Here is a 26,572-nt window from a genome sequence, read left to right as displayed (position 1 = left end):
CCCCAGCCCGATTCTGTACCGTGACCCCGCCCCCCACCCCTTGGAGCCGCAGATGCGGATAGCGATCACCGTGGTCGGCACCCCCGGGCCCACCGCCAGCCGCGACGTCATCGTCGAAGGCGACGACAGCACCACCATCGCCGCCCTGGCCAGAGCCCTGGAAAGCCCGAACTCCCGGCCTTCCAACGTGGTGCGGCTACCGCGCGCCCGGGCCCCCTACGGCATGGATCGCGAACCCCCCGAACCCACCCACATCGAGATCTGGCTCGACGGCCAACGCCTCGACCCGACCGCCCGCGTCTTCGGCCTCCTCCGCGAAGGCGACCGCATCGCGCTCGACCGCCGCTCGGCCCTTGAAACAGTCATCGAAGAACCCGCCGGCATGGTCGAACTCCGCATCGTCGGCGGCCCCGGCGCAGGTGCCGTACACCGCCTTGGCCTGGGAACTCACGTAATCGGCTCAGACCCCGCCTGCGCGATCACCGTCCCAGACCCAACCCTGGGCCCCGAGGCAGCAGTCATCCGCCTCATCCCGTCCGGCATCACCGTGGAGGCCGGATCTTCCTTCAAATCACCGTCATCCAGCCCCACCTCAGGAACCAAATCCCGCCCATCCTCGACGACCGAGGCTCCAAGAGCCGAGGGGCCCTCGTCCAGATCCTCGACGGACCCTTCGAGATCCAGGTTCTCCGGCCAGTCTCCAGCAACTGACCAGCGATCCACGCCCAGGTCGTCAACAGACCCATCCGGGTTCACATCCAGATTCTCCGGCCAACCCCCGGCAACCGACCCACGATCCACACCCCGACCAACGACGGACCCATCCGGGTTCACATCCAGGCTCTCCGGCCAACCCCCGGCAACCGACCCACGATCCACACCCCGATCATCAACAGACCCATCCGGGTTCGCAGCCAGGCTCCCGGGCCAGCGCCCGACAGCTGATCCGAGATCTGGGCCTTCGGACCTTTCCAGGGCCGGATTTTCGGCCAACGGTCCCGGCATTGATTCGTGGTCCACGTCCGAATCACCGGTCGACGATTGGGCGGCCTCGGGGAGCGGGTCCCGGTTTCCCTCAGGGAGCGCGGGTGGACCCATGGGCAAGCCTCCGACGCTGGACGGGGAACCGGTGCAGGAGGCGGTCGCCTGGGGCGAAGGGGTCATGCTGGCCTGCGGGAATTCGGTCTTCTCCATCGGTGCCATCGAGCCGCCGGACGCACACCTGGACGCGTTGCCCGACGGCGGGCTCGCCTACAACCGGCCACCGCGCCTGCACGTACCGGAGCGAACCATCACCTTCGCCGTCCCGCAGGAGCCGAAGCGGGCCGAAGGAATGCGGCTCCAGCTGCTGGCCGCGCTTCTCCCTGCCGTTTTCGGGGTAGCCATGGCGATCGCCTTCCAATCCCCGTACTTCCTGCTGATGGCGTTCATGACTCCTGTGATCATGATCGGCCAGTGGGCCAGCGACCGCCGCCATGGCCGCAAGCAGCACCGGCAGGCGCTCAAGGAGTACAAGCAGGCCACCGAGGAGTTCACCAGGCGCGTCGACGCGGCCAGGATCGAGGATGAGAAGGCCAGGCGGGCGGCGGCCCCGGACCCCGCCGAACTGCTGCTGACCGCGACCGGCCCCCGCCGCCGCCTGTGGGAGCGCAGAACCCACGACCAGGACGCTCTCCGCCTCCGCGTCGGCCTGGCCGACCTCCCGGCCGAGATCGAGTTCGAGCCGGCCACGAAGGACGTGCCGACCGCCCGCGACGTCCCGGTGGCCCTGGCCATGCGCCGCCTTGGTGTGGCGGGCGTGACCGGGCCCAGGCGGGCCGCCCTGGGCACGGCCCGCTGGCTGGTCGGCCAGGCGGCGGCCCTGCACAGCCCCCGCGACCTGGCCATCGTCGTCCTCTCCGCCCACCCGGACGGCGCCGACCACTGGCAGTGGGTCCGCTGGCTTCCCCACTGCGTCACCCACGTCACCGACAGCGTCGCCCTCATCGGAGCCGACCCGGAAGCCGCCGCCCGCCGGGTCGCCGAACTCGCCGCCTTGATCACCGAACGCCTGGACGAGGAGAACGCCCCGCTCCTCCGTCCCGGCCGTCTCAGCGGCGGCCCGGCAGGCTGGAACGAACTCGGCCGAGGCACTCCCCGCCCCGCGGAACCCTCCTTCGGCACCTACGACGAGCGGCCCTACGACGTCCTCGTCGTGCTCGACGGCGCCCAAGTGCTGCGCGGCCTCCCCGGCATGCCCCAGGTCCTGCGCCAGGGCCCGCCCGCCGGGGTCTTCACGATCGCGATCGAAGACGACCAGGCGCTGCTCCCGGAGGAGTGCGCCACGGTGGTCTCCTGCTCCCCCAACGGCACTCTCCGCCTCCGTGGCGGCGGTCTGGACGCCCTGGGCCGGATCCGCGCCGACCAGGTCTCCACCCGCTGGGTGGACCGGATGGCCCGGGCGCTGGCCCCTCTCCGCGACGTCAGCCGCGACGACGCGGCCACCGCCCTGCCCGACTCCGCCCGCCTCCTGGACCTGATCGACCTCACCAAGCCCCCCAGCCGGGACACCCGCGCCGTCCTCGGCGTCGGCCCCGAAGGGCCGTACACGGTGGATCTGCGCCGCGACGGCCCGCACGCCCTGATCGCCGGAACCACCGGCGCCGGCAAGTCCGAACTTCTCCAGACGTTGATCAGCTCTCTGGCCGTGGCCAACCGCCCCGACGAGATGACATTCGTCTTGATCGACTACAAGGGCGGCGCAGCGTTCAAAGAGTGTGTCCGCCTGCCCCACACGGTCGGCATGGTCAGCGACCTGGACGGCCACCTCACCCAGCGCGCCCTGACCTCCCTGGCGGCCGAAATCCGCCGCCGAGAACGTCTTCTCCTCGACGCGGGCGCGAAGGACATCGAGGACTACCTGGAGTCCCGGGACGCCGCCGAGCGCGGCACCACCTGGGTCCTGGGCGCGTCCGGCGTCACCCAGAGCAAGGTCACCGGCCTGTTCGACCGGCCCAGCCCGGCCGCGACCCGAACCACCCAGAGCCGTCAACTCCCCCCGCTCCCCCGCCTGGTGCTGATCATCGACGAGTTCGCCGCCCTGGTCGCCGAACTCCCCGACTTCGTGGACGGCCTGGTCGACATCGCCAGACGAGGCCGCTCCCTCGGCATCCACCTCATCCTCGCCACCCAGCGCCCCGGCGGCGTCGTCACCGCCGACATCCAGGCCAACACATCCCTACGCATCGCCCTCCGCGTCACCGACACCCACGAATCCGCCGACGTCATCGACGGCCCCGAAGCCGCCCACATCCCCAAAACCATCCCCGGCCGCTGCTACATCCGCTCCGGCTCCACCCCCGCCATCGCCATCCAGGCGGCCAGAATCGGCGGCCGAGCCCCCGGCGGCACCAACCCCACCACCGAAGTCCAAATCACCGACCTCCCCTGGCCCGCCCTAGGCCACCCCCTAACCACCAAAACCATCGAAGCCTCCGGCACCACCGACCTCTCCCGCCTCGTCGACCACGTCCGCACCGTCACCCACTCAATCCCCCGCCAACCAAGCCCCTGGCTCCCCCCACTCCCCGACCGCCTAACCCTCCCGATAACCCCCAGAAACCCCACCCGCACCAACCCAGCCCCCACCCAGCTGAACCCAGCGCCAAGCGACCACCTCCAAGAAGCCCCACCCGAGAACCCACACGACCTGCCGCGCCACGACGGCACCCGTGGAAACCCCACCTCTGGAGATCCCAGGTCCAAGGACCCATCACCCCGCAACCGAGCATCTGGCGACCTCACAGGGGGGGATTCGAACAGAGTTCGAGGTCATGGGGACTCCGCCCACAGCGACCCCGAGCACGGAGGCGCGGCACGTCGTGGCTTCGCCGAGCAGGACTCGGCTCGCAGAGGCCCAGCTTTCGGAGGCCCCACACATGAAGACCCGGCGCACGGGCATCCGGCGCACGGGGACCTGGCACGTGACGGGTTAGCGCACAGGGATCTGGCGCATGGCGGGTCAGCACACAGGGACCTGGCCCGCGACGGGTCAGCGCACAGCGACCTCGCGCGTGGCGGGTCAGCACACAGCGACCTGGCCCGCGACGGGTCAACGCACAGCGGCCTCGCGCATGGCAGGTCAGCGCACGAGGACCTCGCGCACAAGGACTCCGCGTACCGGGATACAGAGTATGGGGAGCCCCAGCACGAGGATCGAGCGTATGGAGCCTCCGCGCACATAGACCCGGCGCAAACAGGCTCCGCGCGCAGGGACCTCACGGCGCAGGATCACGTCGCGAGTTACGAGATCCCCTTTGGGGTTTCTGATTTGCCGTGGGCGCAGAGCACGCGGCCGTTGGCGTTGGGGAGCGGGCATCTGCTGATTGCGGGGACCGCGCGGAGCGGGCGATCCACGGCGCTTCGCACGATCGCTGGGTCGATCGCCGCGCACGCGGCTCCCGACGATGTGCATCTGCATGTGATCGACTGTGGGTCCGGTGCTCTGCTGCCGCTGGTCGCGTTGCCGCACTGTGGTGCCGTCGTCACCCGGGACCAGCTGGATCGGGTCGAACGGCTGCTTACCCGGCTCCGGGCCGAGGTGGCCCGCCGGCAGCATGTTCTGGCGGATGCCGGTTACGCGTCACTGGCGGAGGCGCGGGCGGGTGGGCTCCGGGAGCCGTGGCTGATTCTCATGCTGGACCGCTGGGAAGGCTACGTGGCCGCCTTCGAGAACTACGACTACGGCCGGCTGCTGGACGCCATGCTTCAGCTGCTCAGGGAAGGCCCGGCCGTGGGGTTGCGGGCAGTGGTCACTTCGGACCGTTCTGGGCTGCTTGGGCAGATCTCGACCGTCTTTGAGGATCGGCTGATTCTGAGGATGGCCGACCAGGCGGACTACGGCCTGGCGGGGTTACCCGCGAAGAATCTTCCGGCGGCCATGCCGAACGGCCGGGCGCTGTCCATGACCGAGCAGGGGGTCGTCGAGAGCCAGATCGCGCTGCTCGCCGATGATCCGTCCGGGCCGGCGCAGGTCGCCGCGCTTCAGGCGCTGGCACGCACGAGCGGCGAGCCCCGGCACCAGCGTCCGCTGCGCGTGGACGCGCTCCCCACCAGGATCACCGCGGACCAGGTCATGGACCTGACCCCGGGTTTCACCCCGCCGTCCCCGCTGTGGACGCTGATCGGCGCGGGCGGCGACGCGCTCACCCCGAGCGGTCTCGACCTGCTGGCCCACGGACCGGCCGCGGTCGTCGCCGGGCCCGCCAGATCCGGCCGCTCGTCCACGCTGCTGACCGCGGCCCAGTCCTTCCTCGACCGGAACGTCCCCGTCCTGGTCATCGCCCCCCGCCGCAGCCCGTTGCGTGAGCTCCGCGGCGTCCTGGCCGTACTCGACGGGAATGCGCGCAGCCTGCGCGCGGAAGCCGCCGACGACGGGTTCGGTGGGCTGCCGGGCGCGATCGACCCGCTCAAGGTGCTCGCGGAGCAGGAGCGGTATGTCGTCATCGTCGACGACGCCGAGCTGATCTCCCCGGATTCGGCCCTCGGCTCCGCGCTGGACGAGATCCTCCGTACCGGTCGCGACGGCGAGCACGGTCTGCTGATCGCCGGGACGACGGGGGATCTGGCCGCGGCCTACCGTGGCTTCGTGGCGGAGGCGCGCAAGGCGCGGACCGGCGTGCTGCTGGCGGTGCAGAGCCCGGCGGACGGGGATCTGTTCAACGTCCGGCTGCCCAGGGGCGCGACCGGGGGCCCGCCGGGGCGCGGCCTGCTGGTTGTGTCGGGGAGTGCCACTCCCATCCAGGCCGCCGTCCCGAACCCGAGTTAGCGTGTCGCCGACTCGATGTTTCCTCGGTAGGTGTTGATCACCCGGGACGCTTCGTTGAGCTCTTCGGACATGCGCTGGAAAGCCGCGCGGTAACTCTGCCAGGAATCCCGGAAGCGCTGCGCTCCCGCACCGGTCCAGACGGTGCCGACCTTCGCCGCTTCGCGGTCCAGGGCGGCCATGGTCGCCCGGACCTGATCTGCCTGCTGGGTGAACTGCGCGGCCATGCTCTGCATTTCCGCGGGGTCGCCGCCGAGCAAGCTGTGACTCATCTCGTTTCCCTTCGCCGAGGTATGGGCGCCCTCACCGTAGATCTCGTGGTCGGGAATTGCCTCGGTTATGCGTTCTCGCTATAAGTGCCTTTTGGGGGACGCCGCCCGGAACTGCGCTGCGTATAGGGGCGCATTGAGCAAGGGGCGGCATCGTGAAACCACAAAGCCGCTGCTTACACTCCCCATGTCAGGGTGTGTTCAGGGGAGGAGCTCCAGTGGAGAAGGTCCTGATCGCCAATCGCGGCGAGATCGCCGTGCGGATCGCCCGCGCGTGCGCGGACGCGGGTCTGGGCAGCGTGGCGGTGTACGCGGACCAGGATCTGGACGCACTGCATGTGAGAACAGCCGACGAGGCCCATGCCCTGCACGGCCAGAGCCCGGCGGAGACCTATCTGGACATCGGCAAGCTGCTGGCCGTCGCCCGGCAGACCGGCGCGGACGCGGTGCATCCCGGTTACGGCTTCCTGGCCGAGAACGCGGCCTTCGCCCAGGCGGTCCTGGACGCGGGCCTGACCTGGATCGGCCCGCCACCGTCGGCGATCACCGCGCTCGGCGACAAGGTCCAGGCCCGGCACATCGCCCAGCGGGTCGGCGCGCCCCTGGTTGCGGGCACCCCGGACCCGGTCTCCGGGGTGGACGAGGTGGTCGCCTTCGCCACCGAGCACGGCCTGCCGATCGCGATCAAGGCGGCTTTCGGCGGCGGCGGGCGCGGCCTCAAGGTGGCCAGAACCCTGGACGAGATCCCGGACCAGTACGAATCGGCGGTCCGCGAGGCCGTCACCGCCTTCGGCCGGGGCGAATGCTTCGTGGAGCGCTACCTGGACCGCCCCCGCCACGTGGAGACCCAGTGCCTGGCCGACGCGCACGGCAACGTGGTCGTGGTCAGCACCCGGGACTGCTCACTGCAGCGCCGCCACCAGAAGCTGGTCGAGGAGGCCCCGGCCCCGTTCCTGACCGAAAGCCAGCTGACCCTGCTCTACGACAGCTCCAAGGCCATCCTGCGCGAGGCCGGCTACGTCGGCGCCGGAACCTGCGAGTTCCTGGTCGGGCAGGACGGCACGATCTCGTTCCTGGAGGTCAACACCCGCCTCCAGGTGGAGCACCCGGTGACCGAGGAGGTCGCGGGCGTGGACCTGGTCAGGGAGATGTTCCGGATCGCCGACGGCGAAGCGCTCGGCTACGACGACCCGGCGCTGCGCGGCCACTCGTTCGAGTTCCGGATCAACGCCGAGGACGCGGGCCGAGGCTTCCTGCCCGCGCCCGGCACCCTCCTGTCGATGCGCGCCCCAAGCGGCCCCGGCGTACGGCTGGACTCCGGCTACGAGGCCGGGATGACGGTCCCGCAGTCGTTCGACTCCCTGGTGGCCAAGCTGATCGTGACCGGCGCGACCCGGCGGCAGGCGCTGGAGCGAGCCCGGCGGGCGCTGGCCGAGTTCGAGATCGACGGCATGCCGACCGTGCTGCCGTTCCATCGGGCGGTGGTCGCCGATCCGGCGTTCACCAGCGAGCCGTTCGCGGTGCACACCCGGTGGATCGAGACGGAGTTCGTGAACCAGATCCCGCCGTACGAGGGCCCGGCCGACGTGGCCGAGCCTGACGCGCGGGAGCGGATCACGGTCGAGGTGGGCGGGAAACGGCTGGAGGTGGTGCTGCCGGCCGGGTTCGGCAGCCGTACCGACCCGGGCGAGGCCAGGAAGGCGCCCAGGCGCGGGGGTGGCGGCGCGAAGAAGGCGGCGGCGAGCGGGGACGCGCTGGTCAGCCCGATGCAGGGGACGATCGTGAAGGTGGTGAGCGCGGACGGGGATGTAGTGGCCGCCGGGGATGTCATCGTGGTGCTGGAGGCGATGAAGATGGAGCAGCCGCTGACCGCGCACAAGTCCGGCACGATCACGGGCCTGGTGGCGGCGGTCGGGCACACGGTGACCGCGGGGTCGGTCATCTGCGAGATCAAAGACGCGTGACCGGACGAGTGCGTGGGCGCCCCGTTCGGCGGATACGGTGGTTCGTGAGGAACCATCGCGACTCGCCGTTCGTCCTGAAGGGCGAAGGAGGCTTGAAAGCCGTGACCAACACCCATCCGCTGCGCCGCGTGGGGGCCGCTGCGGCGGCTCTGTTCGTCGGCCTGGTAGCGCTGCTCATGCTGAGTCCCGCGGCGCGTGCCGCCGCTCCACCCGACGTGGCCACCGCCCTCTCCCACTGGCAGAACGCCAAGGACCCCCTCTTCGTGCTGTCCGGTTCGCCGCTCACCTCCGAGCAGCAGTCGGGTGTCCGCGAGGCCCTGCGCGGGTCCAAGTCCAAGATCTACGCGGTGGCGCTCCCCGACGGCTCGGTCACCGAGGCCGAGGCGGGGCAGTTCATCACCCAGGCGATCGCCGCTCTCGACAAGGCGGGGCGTTCGGCCGCGACGGTGACGGTGCTGGACGGGATGAGCCTGTTCGCCGGTTCCTCGGCGATCCCGGCCGACGCCCCCGCCATCCTGGCCAACCTGGCCACCGCCCACAACGGCGACGTGGTCACCGGCATGCAGGACTTCGTGAACCGGGTCAACCTGGTCGTCGGCGGCGAGTCGCGCAAGGCGCAGGGCCCGAACTCGCTGGCCAACCCGGGCGCGGGCTCAGCCGCGATCTGGTACGGGCTGCTCGGCGTCGCCGTGGTCGGCGGCGGTGGCCTGTGGATCATCTCGCGCCGGATGAAGCGGCAGCGTGAGGCCAAGGCGGCCGCCGAACTCGCCGCCGTGAAGGTGACGGTGGAGGAGGATGTGACCAAGTTCGGCGAGGAGATCACCGCGCTGGACCTGGACGCCCGGATGCTGCCCGCCGCGGGCACCGACACCGACTGGCAGCACGCGCTCGACTCCTACGAGAAGGCCAAGAGCGAACTGGCCGCGACCAAGCGGCCCGACGAGCTACGCACGGTCACGGCCACCCTGGAGGACGGGCGTTACGCGCTCGCCGTGGTCAAGGCCAAGGTCAACCAGCTGCCGGTGCCGGAGCGGCTGGCGCCCTGCTTCTTCAACCCGCAGCACGGGCCGTCGGTCCGGAATGTCCGCTGGGCCCCGCCCGGCGGCGCGCTCCGGGACGTGCCGGCCTGCGCGATGGACGCCCAGGCGATCGAGCGTGGCTTCGACCCGCAGATGCGTGAGGTCGTGCTGCCGAACGGGCAGCGTGCGCCGTACTGGAACGCGGGTCCGGCCTACCAGCCGTATGCGTCGGGGTACTACGGCGGGTTCGACGGCGGCGGCCTGCTGACCGGCATGCTGGTCGGCACCATGCTCGGCAGCGCCTTCGGCGGCTGGGGCATGGGTGGGTACGGCGCCGGCTACGCCGACGGCGCGGCCGCTGACGGCGGCGGCGACTGGGGCGGCGGTGGCGACTCCGGTGGCGACTGGGGCGGCGGCGACTTCGGCGGCGGAGATTTCGGGGGCGGCGACTGGTAAGGCGGTTGCAAGGGGGATGTAAGCGGCCATGGGACAATCTTGGTGTTCCCCCAGGAGGCCCTCGTGCGCCGCTACACCCCCCGTGTCACTCCGCTTTTCTTCGCTTTGCTCGCCGTGCTCATCACCGTCCTGGTGGGCATTGTGCTGGCTATCATGCTGCCGGCGACGGCGTCCGACGCCGCCGCGAGGCCGTGTGCGATCGGGAGTGGCCCCAACCTTGCCGGTAAACGTTTCACCAGGGTCGAGCAGCTGCCGCAGAACCTGCGCTGCGCGACCCTGACGAACGCGAAGCTGGACGAGCTCGACCTGACCCAGCGCGATCTGACTGGTGCGGTGTTGCGTGGTGCGTCCCTGAAAGAGGCCGACCTCACCCAGGCCCACGTCGAGTACGCGGACCTGCGCGGCGCGGATCTGACTTCGGCCGATCTGGGCCAATTGCAGGCAAAACACGCCGATCTTCGCGCCGCGATCCTGATCGACGCCTCAGCGGGTCAGGCCGAATTCCCGCACGCGAACCTGACCAAGGCCACGCTGACCCGGGCCGTGTTCACCCAGGCCGACTTCACCGACGCCAAACTGGCCGACGCCGACCTCAACCAGGCCGCGCTGGGCCAGATCAAGGGCCGCACCGCCGACTTCACCCGGGCGAAGCTGCGGGACGTGAAGTTCGGGCAGGCCACCCTGCAGCACGCGGTCTTCAAGGAGGCCGACCTGACCGAGGCCGTCTTCACCCAGGCCGAACTGCAGGGCGCCGACTTCACCGGGGCGATCATCGAGCAGGCGTCCTTCATCCAGGCGAGCGACGTGAACCTGACCGGCGCCCGGGGCAGCGGCGCCAACCTCCCGTCGGACACGATCGTGGCCCCGGCGACCGAGGAGCCGCCCGCAGGGGACAAGACCGAAGGTCCGGCTCGGGAGTTGGAGCAGCCGACCGGCTCCAAGGGGCTGTTCGGGCTCTCGCCCGCGCTGCTGGTGGTGCTGGTGAGCGCGTTCGGCCTGAGCATGACGCTGCTGATCTGGGGGATCAGCAGCGGCCGGCGCAAGCGCCACCACGCCACGTTCTCGATGGCCAGGCACGCGGCCGAGGAGGACGTGACCCGGTTCGGCGAGGAGATCGACACACTCGACTTCGAGATGAAGGTCAACGCGGTCAGCGGGCCGAGCCACGACTGGCGGGCGGCGCTGGACGCGTACGAGGCGGCCAAGCGGGCGCTGATGCTGGCCCGCACGCCGGGTGAGCTGCACGCTGCCGCGGCCGCCGTACATCATGGGCGGCTGGCGTTGCACCGGGTCCGGTCGAGCATGGGCCGGACGTACAACTAGATCCCGGCGGTCAGCGGCGACATCAGGCGGCGGGCGGCCTCGGTGATGGAGCCGGACAGGGACGGGTAGACGGCGAAGGTGTGGGCCAGCTGGTCCACGGTCAGCCGGTGCTGCACGGCCAGCGACAGGGCCAGGATCAGCTCGGAGGCGCGCGGCGCGACGACGACGCCGCCCAGCACGATGCCGGTGTTGGGGCGGCAGAACAGCTTGACGAAGCCGTCGTTGAAGCCCTGCATCTTGGCCCGCGCGTTGGTGGCCAGCGGCAGTTTGACGACCTTGGCCTCGATCTCGCCCGCTTCGACCTGCTTCTGTGAGACGCCGACGGCGGCGATCTCCGGGTCGGTGAAGATGTTGGAGGCGACGGTGGCCAGCCGGATCGGCTGCACGGCCTCGCCGAGCGCGTGCCAGACGGCGATCCGGCCCTGCATGGCGGCCACCGAGGCGAGCATGAGCACGCCGGTGCAGTCACCGGCCGCGTACACGCCGGGGGCCGAGGTCCTGGACACTTTGTCCACCTCGATGAACCCGTTGCGGTCGAGTTTGACGCCGTTGTCGGCCAGGCCGATGCCGCCGGTGTTGGGCACCATGCCGACGGTCATCAGGCAGTGGGTGCCTTCGGCGGTCCTGCCGTCCTCCAGGGTGACGACGACGCCGTGGGCGGTGCGTTTGACCGAGGCGGCCCGGGACCGGCCCATCACGTTCATGCCGCGCCGCCGGTAGACGGCTTCGAGCACCTCGGCGGCGTCGGCGTCCTCGTTGGGCATCATCCGGTCCCGGCTGGAGACCAGGGTGACCTCGGACCCCAGCGACTGGTACGCCCCCGCGAATTCGGCCCCGGTCACCCCGGAGCCGACCACGATCAGGTGTTCCGGCAACTCCGTCAGGTCGTACATCTGCCGCCAGGTGAGGATGCGCTCGCCGTCGGGCTCGGCGCCGACCAGCACCCGGGGGGTCGCGCCGGTGGCCACGATCACCACGTCGGCCCGGATGGTCCGGTCCCCCGCGCGCACCGACTGCGGGTCCACCAGCCGCCCAGCCGCCCGGATGACCTCGACGTTCTCGGCCGCGAGCCGGGCCGCGATGTCGGCCGACTGGGCGTGCGCGAGCTCCTTCACCCGGCCGTTGACCAGCGGCATGTCGGCCACCGCGCCGCCCACGTCGCCGTCCTCGCCGCCGGTGAAGTACACCCCCAGCGATTCGGCGTCCAGCAGCGCCTGCTTGCGCACGGACGTGGCGATCAGGGTCTTCGACGGCACGCAGTCGGTCAGCACGCACGCGCCGCCCGGCCCGTCCTGTTCGACGACGGTCACCTGGGCGCCGAGCTGCGCGGCTACCAGCGCCGCCTCGTAGCCGCCTGGCCCGCCACCGATGATCACGATCCTCGTCACATACCCCATTCTCCCGCATCAGGCGGGTACTTAACGAATGGGGTTGCGCGCAATGGACGCGCATACGTGGAATCGCCACGACCGGGCGCGACAATGCGATCTTGGATTAGGCTAGGACGCTGTGCCTGTCTACGCCGCTTTCGCCAGCAACATGGACCCGAAGCAGATGGCTGAGCGTGCCCCGCACTCTCCGATGCGGGGCGCCGGCTGGCTGGTCGGCTGGCGGCTGACCTTCGGCGGTGAGGACGTGCACTGGGAGGGCGCGCTCGCCACCGTCGTGGAGGACCGCGATTCGCAGGTCTTCGTGGTGCTGTACGACGTGCCCGAGTGGGACGAGGCCTCCCTGGACCAGTGGACCGGCATCGAGCTGGGCATGTACAAGCGGGTCAGGCTGCGGGTGGCCACCCTGGACGGCGACGTGCTGGCCTGGGTGTACGTCCTGGACTCCTACGAAGGCGGCCTGCCCTCGGCCCGCTACCTGGGCATCATCGCCGACTCGGCCGAGAAGGCCGGCGCCCCGGATGATTATGTGAAGGACCTGCGAACACGCCCGTGCAAGTCCCTGGGCGACTAGCTGTGACATTGGCCGCGCCTCCGGCACGGCGGGTTTGGCCGCTCGGGAGCCTGTGTCTTCCCTCGTCACTCCGGCCGCTTCGCGACCTGCGTTCCTCAGTCCAGACACAGGCGCGGCCAAACCCCCACATCGGGAAATTTCGCTGAAATTCGGGTGAAAGATTCTGGCAAGAGGGACGGCCGGGATACTTCATCCCTTTCTGTACGCTCGGTGCTGTGAGCAACGACGCATACTCCCTCGCCGCCGAGGCCGCGACCGCCCTGCGCGGCCGCACCGGGGTGGACAGTTTCGACGTGGCCCTGGTGATGGGTTCGGGCTGGGTGCCCGCCGCCGACGCGATCGGCGAGACGCTGGCCGAGGTGCCGGTGACCGAACTGCCGGGCTTCCTCGCGCCCGCCGTGGCCGGCCACGCCGGCAAGATCCGCGCGGTCCGCACCGAGTCCGGCCTGCACGCCCTGATCTTTTTGGGCCGTACCCATCTGTACGAGGGCCGGGGCGTCGAGCCGGTCGTGCACAACATCCGCACGGCCGCCGCGACCGGGGTGCGCACGGTGGTGCTGACCAACGCGGCCGGGGGGCTGCGCCCGGAGACCCAGCGGGTCGGCGAGCCGGTCCTGATCAGCGACCACATCAACATGACCGGGGCCAACCCGCTCACCGGCTCCACCTTCCTGGACCTCACCGACGTCTACTCGCCCCGGCTGCGCGTGCTCGCCCGCGAGGCGGACCCGAGCCTGGCCGAGGGCGTCTACGTGGCCTTCCGCGGCCCGACGTACGAGACGCCGGCCGAGATCCGGATGCTGCGGGTGCTGGGCGGGGACATGATCGGCATGTCCACCGTGCTGGAGGCGATCGCCGCCCGCGAGGCGGGGGCCGAGGTGCTGGGCATCTCGCTGGTGACCAACCCGGGGGCCGGCCTGGTCGGCGAGCCGCTCAACCACGAGGAAGTGCTGGCGGTGGGCAAGGCCACGGCGAAACGCATGGGCGTGCTGCTCAGCGAAGTGGTCAACAAGCTCTGAACGATCCATATCTGGGGGCGGCGATGAACGTGGATCTCGAACTGCTGGCGGCTGACTGGCTGGCCCAGGACCCTGACCCGGTGACCCGGGCCGAGCTGGTGGCGCTGCTGGACGATCCGGCGGCGCTGCGAGACAGGTTCGGGGCGAAGCTGGAGTTCGGCACGGCCGGGCTGCGCGGCGAACTGGGCGCGGGACCGAACCGGATGAACCGGGTCACGGTGATGCGCGCGGCGGCGGGCCTGGCGGCGGTGCTCGGGCCGGGCAAGCTGGTCGTGGTCGGCTACGACGCCCGGCACAACTCCGACGTGTTCGCCCGCGACACCGCGGCCGTGCTCACCGGCGCGGGCCTGCGGGTGGCGCTGATGGGCGACCGCTACCCGACCCCGGTGCTGGCCTTCGCGGTACGGCACCTGGCCGCGGACGCCGGCGTCATGGTCACCGCCTCGCACAACCCGCCGCGCGACAACGGCTACAAGGTCTACTGGGGCGACGGCACCCAGATCGTGGCGCCGGTCGACGGGGAGATCTCCCGGGCCATCAACGCGGTCGGCCGGGTGGACGAGCTACCGCTCGGGGACGAGTGGGTGACGCTCGGGCAGGGCGCGATCGTGCAGCCGTACCTGGACGCGGTGACCTCGCTGCCGCTGGGGGACGCGCGTGAGCTGCGGGTGGCGTACACGCCGCTGCACGGGGTGGGCGGGTCGACGCTGGCGGCGGCGTTCATGGCGGCCGGGTTCAAGTCGCCGATGATCGTGGGCGCGCAGCACCGGCCGGATCCGGATTTCCCCACCGTCGCGTTCCCGAACCCGGAGGAGCCGGGGGCGATGGATCTGGCCCTGGAGCTGGCGTCCGCGCCCGCAGTCCAGGCCGACATCGTGATCGCCAACGATCCGGACGCGGACCGGTGCGCGGTGGGCGCGCGGCTGCCGGACGGCCGGTTCCGGATGCTGACCGGCGACGAGGTGGGCGGCCTGCTCGGCGAGCACGTGCTGCGCAACTCGTCGGGGCCCGACCGGCTGGTGGCGACCACGATCGTGTCGTCGTCGCTGCTGGGGCGGATCGCGGAGGCGTACGGCGTGCCGTGCACCGAGACGCTCACCGGCTTCAAGTGGATCATGAAGGCGGGCGCCGGGCTGATCTACGGCTACGAGGAGGCGCTCGGCTACAGCGTCGGCTCCGACGCCGGACTGCCGGTGCACGACAAGGACGGCGTCAGCGCCGCGCTAACCATCGGCGCCATCGCCGCCCAGGCCAGAAAGGACGGCAGGACCCTGCTCGACCTGCTCGACGACCAGGCCAGGACCTACGGCCTGCACGCCACCGCCCAGCTCTCGGTCCGGGTCGAGGACCTATCGCTGATCACGCGGGCGATGGACGGGCTGCGCGAGAACCCCCCGGCCGAACTGGGCGGCCGCAAGGTCGAATCGGCCGAGGACCTGGCGCTGGGCGCGAACGGCCTGCCGCCCACCGACGGCCTGCGCTACCGGCTGGCCGGCGGCGCCCGGGTGGTGGTCCGGCCGAGCGGGACGGAACCGAAGCTCAAGTGCTACCTGGAGGTCGTGCTCCCGGTGGCCGGCGACGTGGCGGCGACCCGCGCCCAGGCCGCCGAAGACCTGGACGCCCTCAAGCGGGACCTCTCCGAAGTCCTGGGCCTCTAACCGGCCACCAGCGCGACGACGGCCGCGACGACGAGGATCGCGGCCGCCGCGGAAGCCGCGATCGAATACGGCGACCAGATCACCGTGGCCTCCCCCGTGGCCTTGCGCTTGTTCCGCTCGGCCAGGTCGCGGATCTGCTCGGCCACCCAGTCGGCGTGGGTCCGGCCCGCCATCGCCGCGGCGGCGGCCCGCTCGCCCTTGCTGCGCACCGGCTCCCGCGACGGATAACGCCCCGACCGGCCGGCCGAACCGCCCTGCCTGGCGGCCTTGGCCCGCTCCCGCGCCGACGGCTGCGGCGTCCAGCACCGCACCGCCAGGTCGCCCGCGGTGATCGTGATCGCGTTCGACACCTCGACCGCGTCCACGGTGTTCCACGGCAGGTAGACGGTACGGAACGGGTTGCGGATCCGCACCCCGCCCTCCTCCGTGATGGTGGCCGGGCGCAGCGACAGCACGAAGACCAGGTACGTGATCAGGCCCAGCACCGCGCCGACCACCAGCGCGGCCGGCAGCGTGCCCCGGATGATCAGGTCCGCCGTGTTCAGCGCGGCGAACACCAGCCAGACCCAGCCGAAGATCCAGGAGGCCGTCGACCGGTACGTCATGCGCGCCACTTGAGCTGCGCGAACCCCGGCTTGATCACCCCGTTGATCAGGGCGAGGCGCTCATCGAAGGGGATGAAGGCGGACTTCATCGCGTTGATGGTGAACCACTGCAGGTCGTCCCAGTCGTAGTCGAAGGCTTCCACCAGTTTGTGGAACTCCAGCGACACCGACGTGGCGCTCATCAGCCGGTTGTCGGTGTTGACGGTGACCCGGAAGTGCAGGCGGCGGAGCAGCCCGATCGGGTGCCGTTCGATCGACGGGGCGGCTCCGGTCTGCAGGTTCGAGGTCGGGGCCATCTCCAGCGGGATGCGCTTGTCCCGGACGTAGGCGGCCAGCCTGCCCAGTTTGGCCTCACCGTCTCCGGCGACCGCGATGTCATCGATGATCCGCACGCCGTGACCGAGCCGATCGGCGCCGCACCACTGGATCGCCTGCCAGATGGAGGGGAGCCCGAAGCCCTCGCCGGCGTGGATGGTGAAGTGCGCGTTCTCGCGCTGCAAGTACTCGAAGGCGTCGAGGTGCCGGGTGGGAGGGAACCCGGCCTCGGCGCCGGCGATGTCGAAACCGACCACGCCGACGTCCCGGTAACGCACGGCCAGTTCGGCGATCTCCATCGACCTGGCCTGGTGGCGCATCGCGGTGAGCAGCGCGCCGACCCTGATGCCCCGGCCCTCGGAACCGAGCCGGAACCCCTCGTTGACCGCGGTGACGACCTCGTCCAGGCTGAGCCCGCCGGAGATGTGCAGCTCCGGCGCATACCGCACCTCGGCGTACACGACGCCGTCGGCGGCGAGGTCCTCGGCGCACTCCGCGGCGCATCTGACCAGCGCGTCCCGGGTCTGCATGACCGCCACGGTGTGCTCGAAGGTCTCCAGATACCGCTCCAGCGACCCGGAGTCCGACGCTTCCTGGAACCACCGGGCGAGGGCGGCAGGATCGGTGGACGGCAGCTTGTCGTAGCCGGATTCGCGAGCCAGATCGATGATCGTCTCAGTCCGCAGGCCGCCGTCGAGGTGGTCGTGGAGCAGGACCTTCGGGGCTTGGCGGATCTGCTCTAGAGTGGGCTGGGTCATCCCGGCATCCTACCGCCACCTGCGAAAACGACGATCTAGCAGAGTTTGCCGAATCTCACTGGGCGACGTCGATGACGAGCCGGTTGGGCTGCCGCTGCTCGATGATCCGGAATCCCTTCTTCTTCTTGAGCGCGAGCCCGACGCCGACATACCCCTCGTAGTCGCCGGTCCTGACCACCCGGGTGACGTTCCCCAGGTCGGCCCGGTAGATCGGCCCGCCCTTCCAGGTGGGCTTGCCCTCAATGGTGTGCGCCGCCGCCCAGCCGAGCCTGATCTCCAGGAACGCCTTGCCCTTCACGTTGAACGGGATCCCGGAACCATCGGAGATCAGCTTCTTCTCCCACCGGACGGTGTAGCCCGGGATGGTCCCCTTGAGGTCGATGACGATCCGGTCGTAGCCCTTGTGCCGGGCATACCGCACGCCGGTGACGACCGCTAGAACGTTCCAAGACCGCGTGACGGTGACCTCCGCCTTGCTGAACGGCTTCGGCGCGGCGGCCACGGGCTGGGCCGCCACGCCGAGCGTGGCCACGGCGACGACTAACGCCGCCAGTAGCACTCTGAACTTCATGTCCGTTTCCTTCCTGAGAAGTGTTCTGTACTCCTTAGGACGTGGAAACGGACAACAAAGTTCTCAGACTGTTTCGAGTACCTTTTCCGGCTGATCCGCCGACCCGGACCGCCGGAACCGCAGGCCGCTGATGGCGATGCCCAGGCCGAGCAGGGCGAACACCACCGAGATCACGATCGCAGCCCGGAAGGTGGCGATCGGGTCCCCGGACCCGAGCGTCAGCACCGCCGTCACGATCGCCAGCACCACCGCCCCGCCGATCTGCCCCGAGGTGTTGACCAGTCCCGACGCCAGCCCCTGTTCGTCGTCGTGGACCCCCGCCACCGCCTGGATGTTGAGTGATGGGAAGGACAGCGCGAACGCGGTCCCCAGCAGCACCATGCCCGGCAGCACCAGCCCCCAGAAGCTGGGATCCTCATCCAGCCGCAGGAACATGGTGTACGCGCCGACCAGCGCGGCCGCCCCCACCGCGATCAGCTTGCCGGTGCCGAACCGGTCCGCCAGAGCCCCGATCTTCGTGGAGGTGAGCGCCACCAGCAGCCCGGACGGCAGGAACGCCAGCGCCGTCTCCAGCGCCGACCAGCCGAGCAGGTTCTGGAAGTACTGCATGGCCGCGAACTGGAACCCGATGTACGACCCGAACAGGATCATGATCCCGAGGTTCGCCCGCGCCAGCGGCCCGGCCCGGAGGATCCCGAGGCGGACCAGCGGATGCCGGACCCGGCGCTCCAGCCAGATGAACAGGCCCAGCAGCGCGAGTGACGCGGCCCCCGTCAGAGCCGTGCGCGTCACGCTCACCTCGGGCGCCTCCACCACGGTGAACACCAGCAGCAGCATGGCGCCGGTGATGGTCACCGCGCCGAGCACGTCGTAGCCGCCCTCGGCCCGGTGGTCGTTCTTGGGCAGCAGCCGGATCCCCGCCGCCAGCGCGATCAGCGCGACCGGCACCGGGCTCAGGAACGTCCACCGCCAGCCCAGTTCGGTGAGGAAGCCGGACAGCACCAGCCCGAGCGAGAAGCCGCTGGCCGCGCAGGCGGTGAAGATGCTCAGCGCCCGGTTCCTGGCCGGTCCCTCCGCGAACGTGGTCGTGATGATCGACAACGCCGCAGGGGCCGTGAAAGCGGCACTGACCCCCTTGATGAACCGCGCCGCGATCAGCAACGCCCCGTTGTCGGCCAGACCGCCCAGGAGTGATGCCCCCGCGAACACTCCGAGCGCGACCAGCAGCACCCGCCGCCGGCCCAGCAGATCGGCGGTCCGCCCGCCGAGCAACAGCAATCCCCCATAACCCAGCACATAGCCGCTGACCACCCACTGCAGGGCGGCCGTCGACATCCCCAGTTCGGCCTGGATGGACGGCAGGGCAACGCCGACCATCGACACATCCAGCCCATCAAGAAAGACCACGGCGCAGAGAACGACAAGCAGCCCCCACAGGGCCGCCCCCCAGCGCTGGTCCCGCGCAGACGATTCCATGAGCGGGACATTACATGCACGCACATTCAATGCACAAGCAATTAATGCATTTGCATATAGTGTCCGCGCATGCTAACGTACGCCCGGGAGGACTCATGAACGACACCGACGTCGGCACCGCCTGGCGCCAGTTGCTGGCCCAGCACGCGACGATCGTGTGCGCGCTGGAGCGCGAACTACACGACAGACATGACCTGGGCGTCAGCGAGTTCGAGGTGCTCGACCGCATGGCCGAAGGCGCCTGCAAGTCCCCCGACGGCGGCTTCCGCGTCCAGGAACTGGCCGAATGCGTGCACCTCAGTCAGAGCGCGCTGTCCCGCCTGATCGCCCGCCTGGAGAACCACGGCCTGGTCACCCGCTCGCTCTGCCAGGCCGACCGGCGCGGCGTCTTCGTCAGCCTCACCGAGAAGGGCCGGGACACCCATGCCGAGGCCCGGCCCACCCATCGGGCCGTCCTCGGCAAGTACCTCTGAGCTAGCCCTCGATCCGGTCGATCACCAGCGGCAGCAGGCCGGGGTCGGACGCGGCCGAGACCTCGTAGGCGTTCTCCAACGACTGCAGGGCACGCTCGAAGCGGGCTGTCTCGTCGGCGTGCAGGGTGATCAGGGGCTGGCCTTCGCGGACGATGTCGCCCGGCTTGGCGTGCAGGGTGATGCCAGCGCCGAAGGAGACCGGGTCCTCCTTGCGGGCCCGGCCCGCGCCCAGCCGCCAGGCGGCCACCCCGACCCCGAGCGCGTCCAGCCGGGACAGCACGCCGGAGGCCGGCGCGGTCAGCGTCATCGACTCCGCGGCCTGCGGGAGCAGGCCGTCCGGGTCGCCGCCCTGGGCGGTGATCATGCGACGCCAGGCGTCCATGGCCGAGCCGTCCTTGAGCGCCCGCTCCGGGTCCTTGCCGGAGATCCCGGCGGCGGCCAGCATCTCGTGGGCCAGCCGCAGCGTCAGCTCCACCACGTCGGCGGGGCCGCCACCGGCCAGCACCTCCAGAGACTCCTCCACCTCCAGGGTGTTGCCGATCTTCCGGCCGAGCGGGCGGTCCATCGCGGTCAGCAGCGCGACCGTGCGGACCCCCGCGTCAGTGCCCAGGGCGACCATCGTGGTGGCCAGCTCGCGGGCGTTCTCGACGTTCTTCATGAACGCGCCGGAGCCGACCTTCACGTCCAGCACCAGCGAACCGGTGCCTTCGGCGATCTTCTTCGACATGATGGACGAGGCGATCAGCGGGATCGACTCGACCGTGCCCGTGACGTCCCTGAGCGCGTAGAGCTTCTTGTCCGCCGGGGCCAGCCCGGTGCCGGCGGCGCAGACGACCGCCCCGGACGCGCGGATGACCGCCAGCATCTCCTCGTTGGACAGCTCCGCCCGCCAGCCGGGGATGGACTCCAGCTTGTCGAGCGTGCCGCCGGTGTGGCCGAGGCCACGGCCTGACAGCTGCGGCACGTACGCGCCGCAGGCCGCCACCAGCGGAGCCAGCGGCAGGGTGATCTTGTCGCCGACGCCGCCGGTGGAGTGCTTGTCGGCGGTCGGCCGGTCCAGGTGCGACCAGTCCATCCGCTCCCCCGACCGGATCATCGCCTGGGTCCAGTCGGCGATCTCCCGCCGGTTCATGCCGTTCAGCAGGATCGCCATGGCCAGCGCGGACATCTGCTCGTCGGCCACGGTGCCCCGGGTGTAGGCGTCGATCACCCAGTCGATCTGCGGGGTGGACAGCTCGCCCCGGTCCCGCTTGATCGTGATGATCTCGACGGCGTCGAATCCCATGGTCTCCCCCACTACCGCGACAGGTCTTCAGGCCCGAACGCGAACGGCAGCACGTCCGCCATCCGCCAGGGCCCGTCCGGCGTCTCCACCAGCAGTTCCGGGCCGCCCTGCTCGTACAGCAGCTGCCGGCAGCGCCCGCACGGCATGAGCAGCTCGCCGTGCCCGTCCACGCAGGTGAACGCGACCAGCCGCCCGCCCCCCGAGGCGTGCAACGCCGACACCAGGCCGCACTCGGCGCACAGGCCGATCCCGTACGAGGCGTTCTCCACGTTGCAGCCGACCACGATCCGGCCGTCGTCGACCAGCGCCGCGGCCCCCACCGGGAACTTGGAGTAGGGCGCGTACGCGTGCGTCATCGCCTCCGCCGCGTGCTCCCGCAGTGCGTCCCAGTCGATGGTCATTTGGCCGGTCATTTGGCCTGTCCTCTCCGATACGGCAGTCCGTCAGCGGCGGGCATCCGGAGCCGCTGCGAGGCCAGGGACAGTACCAGCAGCGTGGTCAGGTGCGGGGTGAAGGAGGTGAACTGCTCGGGCACCGTGTCGGTGATCGCGAAGACCGCGAAGACGGCGATCGCGCTCACCCCGGTGAGCAGGGCCGCGCGGTTGCGCGACAGCCGTACCAGCTGGTAGACGGCGACGGCGGCGAGCAGCAGGGCGACCACCAGCAGCAGCGCGTGCACCGAGGTGCCGCCCTGGCGGAGCTGGAGGGCGTCGGTGTAGCCGAACAGGCCGGCGCCGGCCGCGAGGCCGCCGGGCCGCCAGTTGCCGAAGATGACGGTGGCCAGGCCGATGAAGCCGCGCCCGCCGGTCTGCCCCTCCCGGTAGGTGCCGGCCGCCACGATGGACAGGAACGCGCCGCCGAGCCCGGCCAGCGCGCCGGAGACGATCACGGCGACGTACTTGTAGTAGTAGACGTTGACGCCGAGCGACTCGGCCGCCACCGGGCGCTCGCCGCAGGCGCGCAGGCGCAGGCCGAAGGCGGTGCGCCAGAGCAGCCAGAAGCTGAGCGGCACCAGCAGCAGGGCCAGGATGGTGAAGAGCGAGACGTTGGTGGTCAGGCCGCGCAGCACGCCGGCCAGGTCGGAGACGAAGAACCAGCGCTGGCTCTCCAGGGTGCGCAGCGGATCCGCGCCCTCGAACAGGATCCATTTGTTGTCGCCGGCCGGGCCCCACAGGCCGACGCTCTGCATGCCAGGGATGCGCGGCGACTGGGTGTCGCCGCCGCCCTTCATGGTGGAGAAGATCAGCGCGGACAGGTACTTGGCGATGCCGGTGCCGAGCAGGATGATCGCCACGCCGGAGACCACGTGGTCGACGCCGAAGGTGACCGTGGCGATGGCGTGCAGCACGCCCGCCACCGCGCCGCCGAGCGCCCCGGCGACCACGCCGGCCCACGGGTTGCCGGTGATCAGCGCGCCCCACGCGCCGAACCAGGTGCCCAGGATCATCATGCCTTCGAGGCCGATGTTGACCACGCCGGAACGTTCGGACCAGAGCCCGCCCAGACCGGCCAGCCCGATCGGCACGGCCAGGCCGAGCGCCGCGCTCACCGTGCCGCTGGAGGTGATGTCGTGCGCGCCGGTGACGATCCTGGTCAGCGAGAGCAGGACCAGCAGCCCGGCGACGCCGAGCAGGACGACCGGCCAGGTCGGCCGGAACTTGCCGGCCGGCGGCGTCGCGGCGGCCGGCGGGGAGGTGGTGACGGCGCTCACGCGGCCGCTCCTTCCGTGCGGGCCGAGGCCGACAGTTCCCGGCTGACCCGCCGCTGTTCGGCCACGATCCGATAGCGGTGCACCAGCTCGTACGCGATGACCACCGCGAGCACGATCACGCCCTGCATGATCGTGACGATCTCGGGCGACACCTTTTCGAAGTTGAGAATGTTCTGCGACACGTCCAGGAAGCTCCACAGCAGCGCCCCGAACGCGACCCCGATCGGGTTGTTCCGCCCGATCAGCGCGATCGCGATGCCGGTGAACCCGAACCCGGGCGGGAAGTCGAGGCCGTAGGAGTAGGAGGAGCCGAGCAGCTGCGGCATGCCGACCAGACCGGCCATCCCGCCGGAGATGAGCATCGCGATGACGATCATCTTCTTGACGTTCACGCCGCTGGCCACGGCGGCCGGCTCGGACAGGCCGGTGGAGCGCAGGTCGAACCCGAACCGGGTCTTGTTGAGCAGCAGGTGGAACCCGATCCCGACCAGGACCGCCAGCAGGAACAGGCCGAAGACCTGGTTGGGCGCGCCCGGGATGAGCGAGATGCCCGGCACCTGCCCGGACTCGCCGATCGGCTTGGTGCCGATGTTGTTGCTGCCGGCCACCGGGACCGCCCACGAGGTCAGCAGCCAGGCGCCCAGGCCGGTGGCGATGGTGTTCAGCATGATCGTGGAGATGACCTCGCTGACCCCGCGCCTGGCCTTGAGCACCCCGGCGATGCCCGCCCAGGCCGCGCCGACCAGCACCGCGACCAGGATGATCAGCGCGATGTGCAGCGGCTTGGGCAGCGTGACCGCGCCGCCGACGGCGGCGGCGCACAGGGCGGCCAGCCGGTACTGGCCGTCCACGCCGATGTTGAAGAGGTTCATCCGGAAGCCGAGGGCGACGGCCATCGCGGACAGGTAGTAGGCGGAGGCCAGGTTGATGATGCCGACCATGGTGCGCGGCATGCCGGCGAACTCCACCATGGCCAGCAGCGAGTCGATCGGCGGGTGGCCGGTGATGATCAGCACCAGCGAGGTGACCAGGCCCGCGAACAGGATCGCCAGCAGCGGGGCGGCCAGCGCCATCATCCCGTTGAGCCTGATCCGGCCGACGAGCCGGTTGGCGAAGGTGTCGGCGTGCTGGGGGACCTGGGGGGTTTGGGGGGCTTGCGTGCCAGTGGTCATGCTTCCTCCCCGGCACCGGTCATCGCCGAGCCGAGCTGTTCGGGAGTGACGTTCGCCGGGTCGACGTCCGCGACGATCCGGCCGCGCAGCAGCACCTTCAGGCTGTCGGACAGGCCGATCAGCTCGTCCAGGTCGGCCGAGATGAGCAGCACGGCCAGCCCGGCCGCGCGGGCGTCGCGCAGATGGTCCCAGATCGCGGCCTGCGCGCCGACGTCCACGCCGCGGGTCGGGTGCGCGGCGATCAGGAGCACCGGGTCACCGCTCATCTCCCGGCCGACGATCAGCTTCTGCTGGTTGCCGCCGGAGAGCGCGGCCGCGTCCACGTCGATGCCGGGGGTGCGCACGTCGTACTGGGCGACGATGCGCTCGGTGTCGGCGCGGGCGCCCTTGCGGTCGATCCAGATGCCGCCGGAGTTGTGGCCGAGGATCCGGTTCTCCCAGAGCGGGGCCTCCAGCAGCAGGCCGTGCCGCTGGCGGTCCTCGGGGATGTAGCCGATCCCGGCCTCGCGGCGGCGCAGCGTGGACCAGGCGGTGATGTCGGTCCCGGCCAGGGTGATCGCGCCGGTGGCGGCGCGGATGCCCATGACGGCCTCGACCAGTTCGGCCTGGCCGTTGCCCTCGACCCCGGCGATGCCCAGGACCTCGCCCTTGTGGATGGTGAAGGCGACGTCCTCAAGCAGCAGCCGCCCTCCCTCGGCGGCCATGGTGAGTCCCGACACCTCCAGCGCGACCACGTCGGTGACGGTGGACTCGCGGGTCTCGGGGCTGGGCAGCTCGGAGCCGACCATCAGCTCGGCCAGCTGCCTGGCGGTCACCGAGGCGGGGTCCACGCTGGCCACCGTGGTGCCACGGCGGATCACCGTGATCGCGTCGGCGACCTTGAGCACCTCGTCCAGGTGGTGCGAGATGAAGATGATGGTGATGCCCTCGCGGACCAGGCCGTGCAGGTTCTCGAAGAGCTCGTCCACCTCGTGCGGCACGAGCACGGCGGTGGGTTCGTCCAGGATGAGGATGCGGGCGCCTCGGTAGAGGACCTTGAGGATCTCCACCCGCTGCCGCTGGCCGACGCCGATCTCCTCGACCAGCACGTCGGGGTCGACGTCCAGCCCGTACGCGGCCGAGATGCCCTTGATCTTCTTGCGGGCGGCGGCGAAGTCGAGCGCGAGACCGGCCCGGCGGGGTTCGCTGCCGAGGACCACGTTCTCCAGCACCGTCAGGTTGTCGGCGAGCATGAAGTGCTGGTGGACCATGCCGATGCCGGCGGCGATGGCGTCGCCGGGGGTCGAGAAGGAGACGGGAGTGCCGTCGATGCGGATCTCACCCTCGTCCGGCCGCTGCATGCCGTACAGGATCTTCATGAGCGTGGACTTGCCTGCGCCGTTCTCGCCGACGATGGCGTGGATCTGGCCCTTGCTCACGCTCAGGTGGATGTCACGGTTGGCGACGACCCCGGGGAATCGTTTGGTGATCCCGTCCAAGGCGACTGCGGTCTGGGTGCTGATCTCGGCCTCCCCTGCTATACCGAGGGGCCCGGCGTTACTGCCACCGGGCCCCAGGGTGTCATCGGATCAGGCGCCGGTCGGAACCGTGATCTCGCCGCTGATGACCTTGTTCTTGTAGTCGTCGATCTGGGCCTTGATGTCGTCGATCTTGCCGCCGGTGACCGAGTAGTCGACGCCGCCGGCCTTCAGGTCGTAGGTGGTGATGCCCGCCTTGACGGTGCCCGCGGTGAAGTTCTTGATGAAGTCGAAGACCGCGACGTCGACCTTCTTCAGCATCGAGGTGATGATGACGTCGGCGACGGTCGGGTCGGCCGTCTTGGCCTGGTCGGAGTCGACGCCGATGGCCAGGCCGCCCGCGGCCTTGGCGGCCTCGAACACGCCCGCGCCGGAACCGCCCGCGGCCTGGTAGACCACGTCGGCGCCACCGTCGAACATGCCCTCGGCAGCGGTCTTGCCCTTGGCCGGGTCACCGAAGCCGGAGAAGTCCGGGGGCTGGGTCAGGTACTTCTTCTGTACGGTGATGTCCGGCTTGACGGCCTTGGCACCGGCCTCGAAGCCCGCCTCGAACTTGTGGATCAGCGGCACGTCGACGCCGCCGACGAAGCCGACGTTGCCCTTGGTGGACTTGAGCGCGGCGGCCACGCCGACCAGGAACGAGCCCTGCTCCTCGGCGAAGACCAGGTTCGAGATGTTCGCGCCCTCGGCGGCGTCGTCGACGATCGCGAACTTGATGTCGGGGAACTCCTTGGCGACCTTGGTGATCGCGGCGGAGTAGGCGAAGCCGACCGCGATGACGGGGTTGAAGCCGCCGGTCGCGAGGAGGCGGAGGCGGTCCTCCTTCTGCGCGTCGGTCTCGCCGTTGGCGGCCTCAAGCTCTTCGACCGTGACGCCGAGCTCGGCCTTGGCCTTGTCCAGGCCGGCCGCGGCGGAGTCGTTGAACGACTGGTCACCACGCCCGCCGATGTCGTATGCGAGTCCGACCTTCGCCGAAGCCGCGGCGGGGGCGGAGGACGAAGCCGGTGCCGCGCTGGTGGGCGCGGCCGCGGTGTCGTCACCGCCACAGGCGGCGACGGCGAACAGCATGGCGCTCGCCGCGGTACCGGCGATGAGCCTGCCAAATCGATTGCGGAGCAAGGTGAACTCCCCTTCCGTGACGTCCAACTTCCGTCGCACGCGCGAAAGGAACGCACGGCAACCCTGCACGGAAGATAGTTGTTTGACCTGCAACTAC

Annotated in this window: 23 protein-coding genes; 8 read left to right on the top strand and 15 right to left on the bottom strand. The window is 70.4% G+C overall.

Features of this window, described 5'->3' with window-relative positions; all coding sequences use genetic code 11:
- From Acor_RS43690 to Acor_RS36710, 3 genes are all read right to left on the bottom strand, one after another.
- Positions 1-186, bottom strand: a 186-nt coding sequence (locus Acor_RS43690; RefSeq protein ID WP_218034710.1) for a hypothetical protein, incomplete at its 3' end; no start/stop codon positions are given.
- A 10-nt stretch (positions 187-196) separates the two neighbouring features.
- Positions 197-451 carry a hypothetical protein gene (locus tag Acor_RS36715; protein WP_155341384.1) on the bottom strand — a complete coding sequence of 85 codons (255 nt, stop codon included), beginning with the start codon at positions 449-451 and terminating at the stop codon, positions 197-199.
- The gene (locus tag Acor_RS36710) at positions 448-756 is read right to left on the bottom strand and encodes a hypothetical protein (RefSeq protein ID WP_155341383.1); all 309 of its coding nucleotides are present in this window, start codon (positions 754-756) and stop codon (positions 448-450) included. The genes Acor_RS36715 and Acor_RS36710 overlap by 4 nt, the downstream gene beginning before the upstream one ends.
- A gap of 340 nt (positions 757-1,096) precedes the next feature.
- Between Acor_RS36710 and Acor_RS36705 the strand changes: the two genes are divergently transcribed.
- Positions 1,097-5,806: an FtsK/SpoIIIE domain-containing protein gene (locus Acor_RS36705; RefSeq protein ID WP_155341382.1), complete on the top strand. Its 4,710-nt coding sequence runs from the start codon at positions 1,097-1,099 to the stop codon at positions 5,804-5,806.
- Here Acor_RS36705 and Acor_RS36700 read toward each other — a convergent pair.
- The gene (locus Acor_RS36700; protein ID WP_155341381.1) at positions 5,803-6,075 is read right to left on the bottom strand and encodes a WXG100 family type VII secretion target; all 273 of its coding nucleotides are present in this window, start codon (positions 6,073-6,075) and stop codon (positions 5,803-5,805) included. The genes Acor_RS36705 and Acor_RS36700 overlap by 4 nt on opposite strands.
- Positions 6,076-6,290: 215 nt before the next feature.
- On the opposite strand from Acor_RS36700, the gene Acor_RS36695 reads away from it, so the two are divergent.
- The 3 genes from Acor_RS36695 to Acor_RS36685 all read left to right on the top strand — a co-directional run bounded on the left by Acor_RS36695 (position 6,291) and on the right by Acor_RS36685 (position 10,834).
- On the top strand, positions 6,291-8,036 hold the full coding sequence (locus Acor_RS36695; protein WP_155341380.1) for an acetyl/propionyl/methylcrotonyl-CoA carboxylase subunit alpha: 1,746 nt from the start codon (positions 6,291-6,293) through the stop codon (positions 8,034-8,036).
- Positions 8,037-8,137: 101 nt separating this feature from the next.
- Complete coding sequence (locus tag Acor_RS36690; RefSeq protein WP_155341379.1) at positions 8,138-9,511, top strand: hypothetical protein; 1,374 nt, start codon at positions 8,138-8,140, stop codon at positions 9,509-9,511.
- A gap of 63 nt (positions 9,512-9,574) precedes the next feature.
- Positions 9,575-10,834, top strand: a complete 1,260-nt coding sequence (locus tag Acor_RS36685) for a pentapeptide repeat-containing protein (protein ID WP_155341378.1) — start codon at positions 9,575-9,577, stop codon at positions 10,832-10,834.
- On the opposite strand, the gene Acor_RS36680 is transcribed toward Acor_RS36685, so the two are convergent.
- Positions 10,831-12,222, bottom strand: coding sequence for an NAD(P)H-quinone dehydrogenase (locus tag Acor_RS36680; protein WP_155341377.1), 1,392 nt, complete (start codon positions 12,220-12,222; stop codon positions 10,831-10,833). The two genes, Acor_RS36685 and Acor_RS36680, sit on opposite strands and share 4 nt — an antisense overlap.
- Positions 12,223-12,343: 121 nt before the next feature.
- Between Acor_RS36680 and Acor_RS36675 the strand changes: the two genes are divergently transcribed.
- From Acor_RS36675 to Acor_RS36665, 3 genes are all read left to right on the top strand, one after another.
- The gene (locus tag Acor_RS36675) at positions 12,344-12,796 is read left to right on the top strand and encodes a gamma-glutamylcyclotransferase family protein (protein WP_155341376.1); all 453 of its coding nucleotides are present in this window, start codon (positions 12,344-12,346) and stop codon (positions 12,794-12,796) included.
- A 215-nt stretch (positions 12,797-13,011) separates the two neighbouring features.
- A complete protein-coding gene (locus Acor_RS36670) occupies positions 13,012-13,815 on the top strand; it encodes a purine-nucleoside phosphorylase (RefSeq protein ID WP_155341375.1) in 804 nt (267 codons plus the stop codon).
- Positions 13,816-13,838: 23 nt separating this feature from the next.
- Entirely contained in the window at positions 13,839-15,473 is a 1,635-nt protein-coding gene (locus Acor_RS36665) for a phospho-sugar mutase (protein ID WP_155341374.1), read from the top strand.
- Here Acor_RS36665 and Acor_RS36660 read toward each other — a convergent pair.
- The 4 genes from Acor_RS36660 to Acor_RS36645 form a co-directional block, all read right to left on the bottom strand.
- A complete protein-coding gene (locus tag Acor_RS36660; RefSeq protein WP_155341373.1) occupies positions 15,470-16,078 on the bottom strand; it encodes a PH domain-containing protein in 609 nt (202 codons plus the stop codon). The two genes, Acor_RS36665 and Acor_RS36660, sit on opposite strands and share 4 nt — an antisense overlap.
- Positions 16,075-17,151: an adenosine deaminase gene (locus Acor_RS36655; RefSeq protein WP_155341372.1), complete on the bottom strand. Its 1,077-nt coding sequence runs from the start codon at positions 17,149-17,151 to the stop codon at positions 16,075-16,077. Before Acor_RS36655 ends, Acor_RS36660 begins: the two co-directional genes overlap by 4 nt.
- Positions 17,152-17,206: 55 nt before the next feature.
- The gene (locus tag Acor_RS36650; protein ID WP_155341371.1) at positions 17,207-17,722 is read right to left on the bottom strand and encodes an AMIN-like domain-containing (lipo)protein; all 516 of its coding nucleotides are present in this window, start codon (positions 17,720-17,722) and stop codon (positions 17,207-17,209) included.
- A 63-nt stretch (positions 17,723-17,785) separates the two neighbouring features.
- The gene (locus tag Acor_RS36645) at positions 17,786-19,198 is read right to left on the bottom strand and encodes an MFS transporter (RefSeq protein WP_155341370.1); all 1,413 of its coding nucleotides are present in this window, start codon (positions 19,196-19,198) and stop codon (positions 17,786-17,788) included.
- Between the two features lie 95 nt (positions 19,199-19,293).
- On the opposite strand from Acor_RS36645, the gene Acor_RS36640 reads away from it, so the two are divergent.
- Positions 19,294-19,671, top strand: coding sequence for a MarR family winged helix-turn-helix transcriptional regulator (locus tag Acor_RS36640; protein ID WP_155341369.1), 378 nt, complete (start codon positions 19,294-19,296; stop codon positions 19,669-19,671).
- A gap of 1 nt (position 19,672) precedes the next feature.
- On the opposite strand, the gene Acor_RS36635 is transcribed toward Acor_RS36640, so the two are convergent.
- Genes Acor_RS36635 through Acor_RS36610 form a run of 6 tightly spaced genes read right to left on the bottom strand, consistent with a single transcriptional unit; the run spans position 19,673 to position 26,514 of the window.
- Entirely contained in the window at positions 19,673-20,956 is a 1,284-nt protein-coding gene (locus Acor_RS36635) for a thymidine phosphorylase (protein ID WP_155341368.1), read from the bottom strand.
- Between the two features lie 11 nt (positions 20,957-20,967).
- Positions 20,968-21,369 (bottom strand): cytidine deaminase, encoded by a 402-nt coding sequence (locus tag Acor_RS36630; protein ID WP_246239625.1) that lies wholly within the window; start codon positions 21,367-21,369, stop codon positions 20,968-20,970.
- Complete coding sequence (locus Acor_RS36625; protein ID WP_155341367.1) at positions 21,366-22,667, bottom strand: ABC transporter permease; 1,302 nt, start codon at positions 22,665-22,667, stop codon at positions 21,366-21,368. Before Acor_RS36625 ends, Acor_RS36630 begins: the two co-directional genes overlap by 4 nt.
- Positions 22,664-23,839, bottom strand: coding sequence for an ABC transporter permease (locus tag Acor_RS36620; protein ID WP_155341366.1), 1,176 nt, complete (start codon positions 23,837-23,839; stop codon positions 22,664-22,666). Before Acor_RS36620 ends, Acor_RS36625 begins: the two co-directional genes overlap by 4 nt.
- Positions 23,836-25,359 carry an ABC transporter ATP-binding protein gene (locus Acor_RS36615; RefSeq protein ID WP_155341365.1) on the bottom strand — a complete coding sequence of 508 codons (1,524 nt, stop codon included), beginning with the start codon at positions 25,357-25,359 and terminating at the stop codon, positions 23,836-23,838. The genes Acor_RS36620 and Acor_RS36615 overlap by 4 nt, the downstream gene beginning before the upstream one ends.
- Positions 25,360-25,407: 48 nt before the next feature.
- Positions 25,408-26,514, bottom strand: coding sequence for a BMP family lipoprotein (locus tag Acor_RS36610; RefSeq protein ID WP_246239623.1), 1,107 nt, complete (start codon positions 26,512-26,514; stop codon positions 25,408-25,410).
- Positions 26,515-26,572 lie beyond the last annotated feature (58 nt).

It is taken from the genome of Acrocarpospora corrugata (genome assembly GCF_009687845.1).
Lineage (GTDB): Bacteria > Actinomycetota > Actinomycetes > Streptosporangiales > Streptosporangiaceae > Acrocarpospora > Acrocarpospora corrugata.
Note: the sequence above shows the minus strand (reverse complement) of the source record. Positions and strands in the feature narration are given on the sequence as shown.

Bases quoted from the DNA above. Each gene is read 5' to 3' on its own strand.
- Acor_RS36705 (WP_155341382.1), top strand. From the start codon at position 1,097: ATGGGCAAGCCTCCGACGCTGGACGGGGAACCGGTGCAGGAGGCGGTC.
- Acor_RS36700 (WP_155341381.1), bottom strand. From the start codon at position 6,075: ATGAGTCACAGCTTGCTCGGCGGCGACCCCGCGGAAATGCAGAGCATG.
- Acor_RS36665 (WP_155341374.1), top strand. From the start codon at position 13,839: ATGAACGTGGATCTCGAACTGCTGGCGGCTGACTGGCTGGCCCAGGAC.
- Acor_RS36660 (WP_155341373.1), bottom strand. From the start codon at position 16,078: ATGACGTACCGGTCGACGGCCTCCTGGATCTTCGGCTGGGTCTGGCTG.
- Acor_RS36655 (WP_155341372.1), bottom strand. From the start codon at position 17,151: ATGACCCAGCCCACTCTAGAGCAGATCCGCCAAGCCCCGAAGGTCCTG.
- Acor_RS36650 (WP_155341371.1), bottom strand. From the start codon at position 17,722: ATGAAGTTCAGAGTGCTACTGGCGGCGTTAGTCGTCGCCGTGGCCACG.
- Acor_RS36645 (WP_155341370.1), bottom strand. From the start codon at position 19,198: ATGGAATCGTCTGCGCGGGACCAGCGCTGGGGGGCGGCCCTGTGGGGG.
- Acor_RS36640 (WP_155341369.1), top strand. From the start codon at position 19,294: ATGAACGACACCGACGTCGGCACCGCCTGGCGCCAGTTGCTGGCCCAG.
- Acor_RS36635 (WP_155341368.1), bottom strand. From the start codon at position 20,956: ATGGGATTCGACGCCGTCGAGATCATCACGATCAAGCGGGACCGGGGC.
- Acor_RS36630 (WP_246239625.1), bottom strand. From the start codon at position 21,369: ATGACCGGCCAAATGACCATCGACTGGGACGCACTGCGGGAGCACGCG.
- Acor_RS36620 (WP_155341366.1), bottom strand. From the start codon at position 23,839: ATGACCACTGGCACGCAAGCCCCCCAAACCCCCCAGGTCCCCCAGCAC.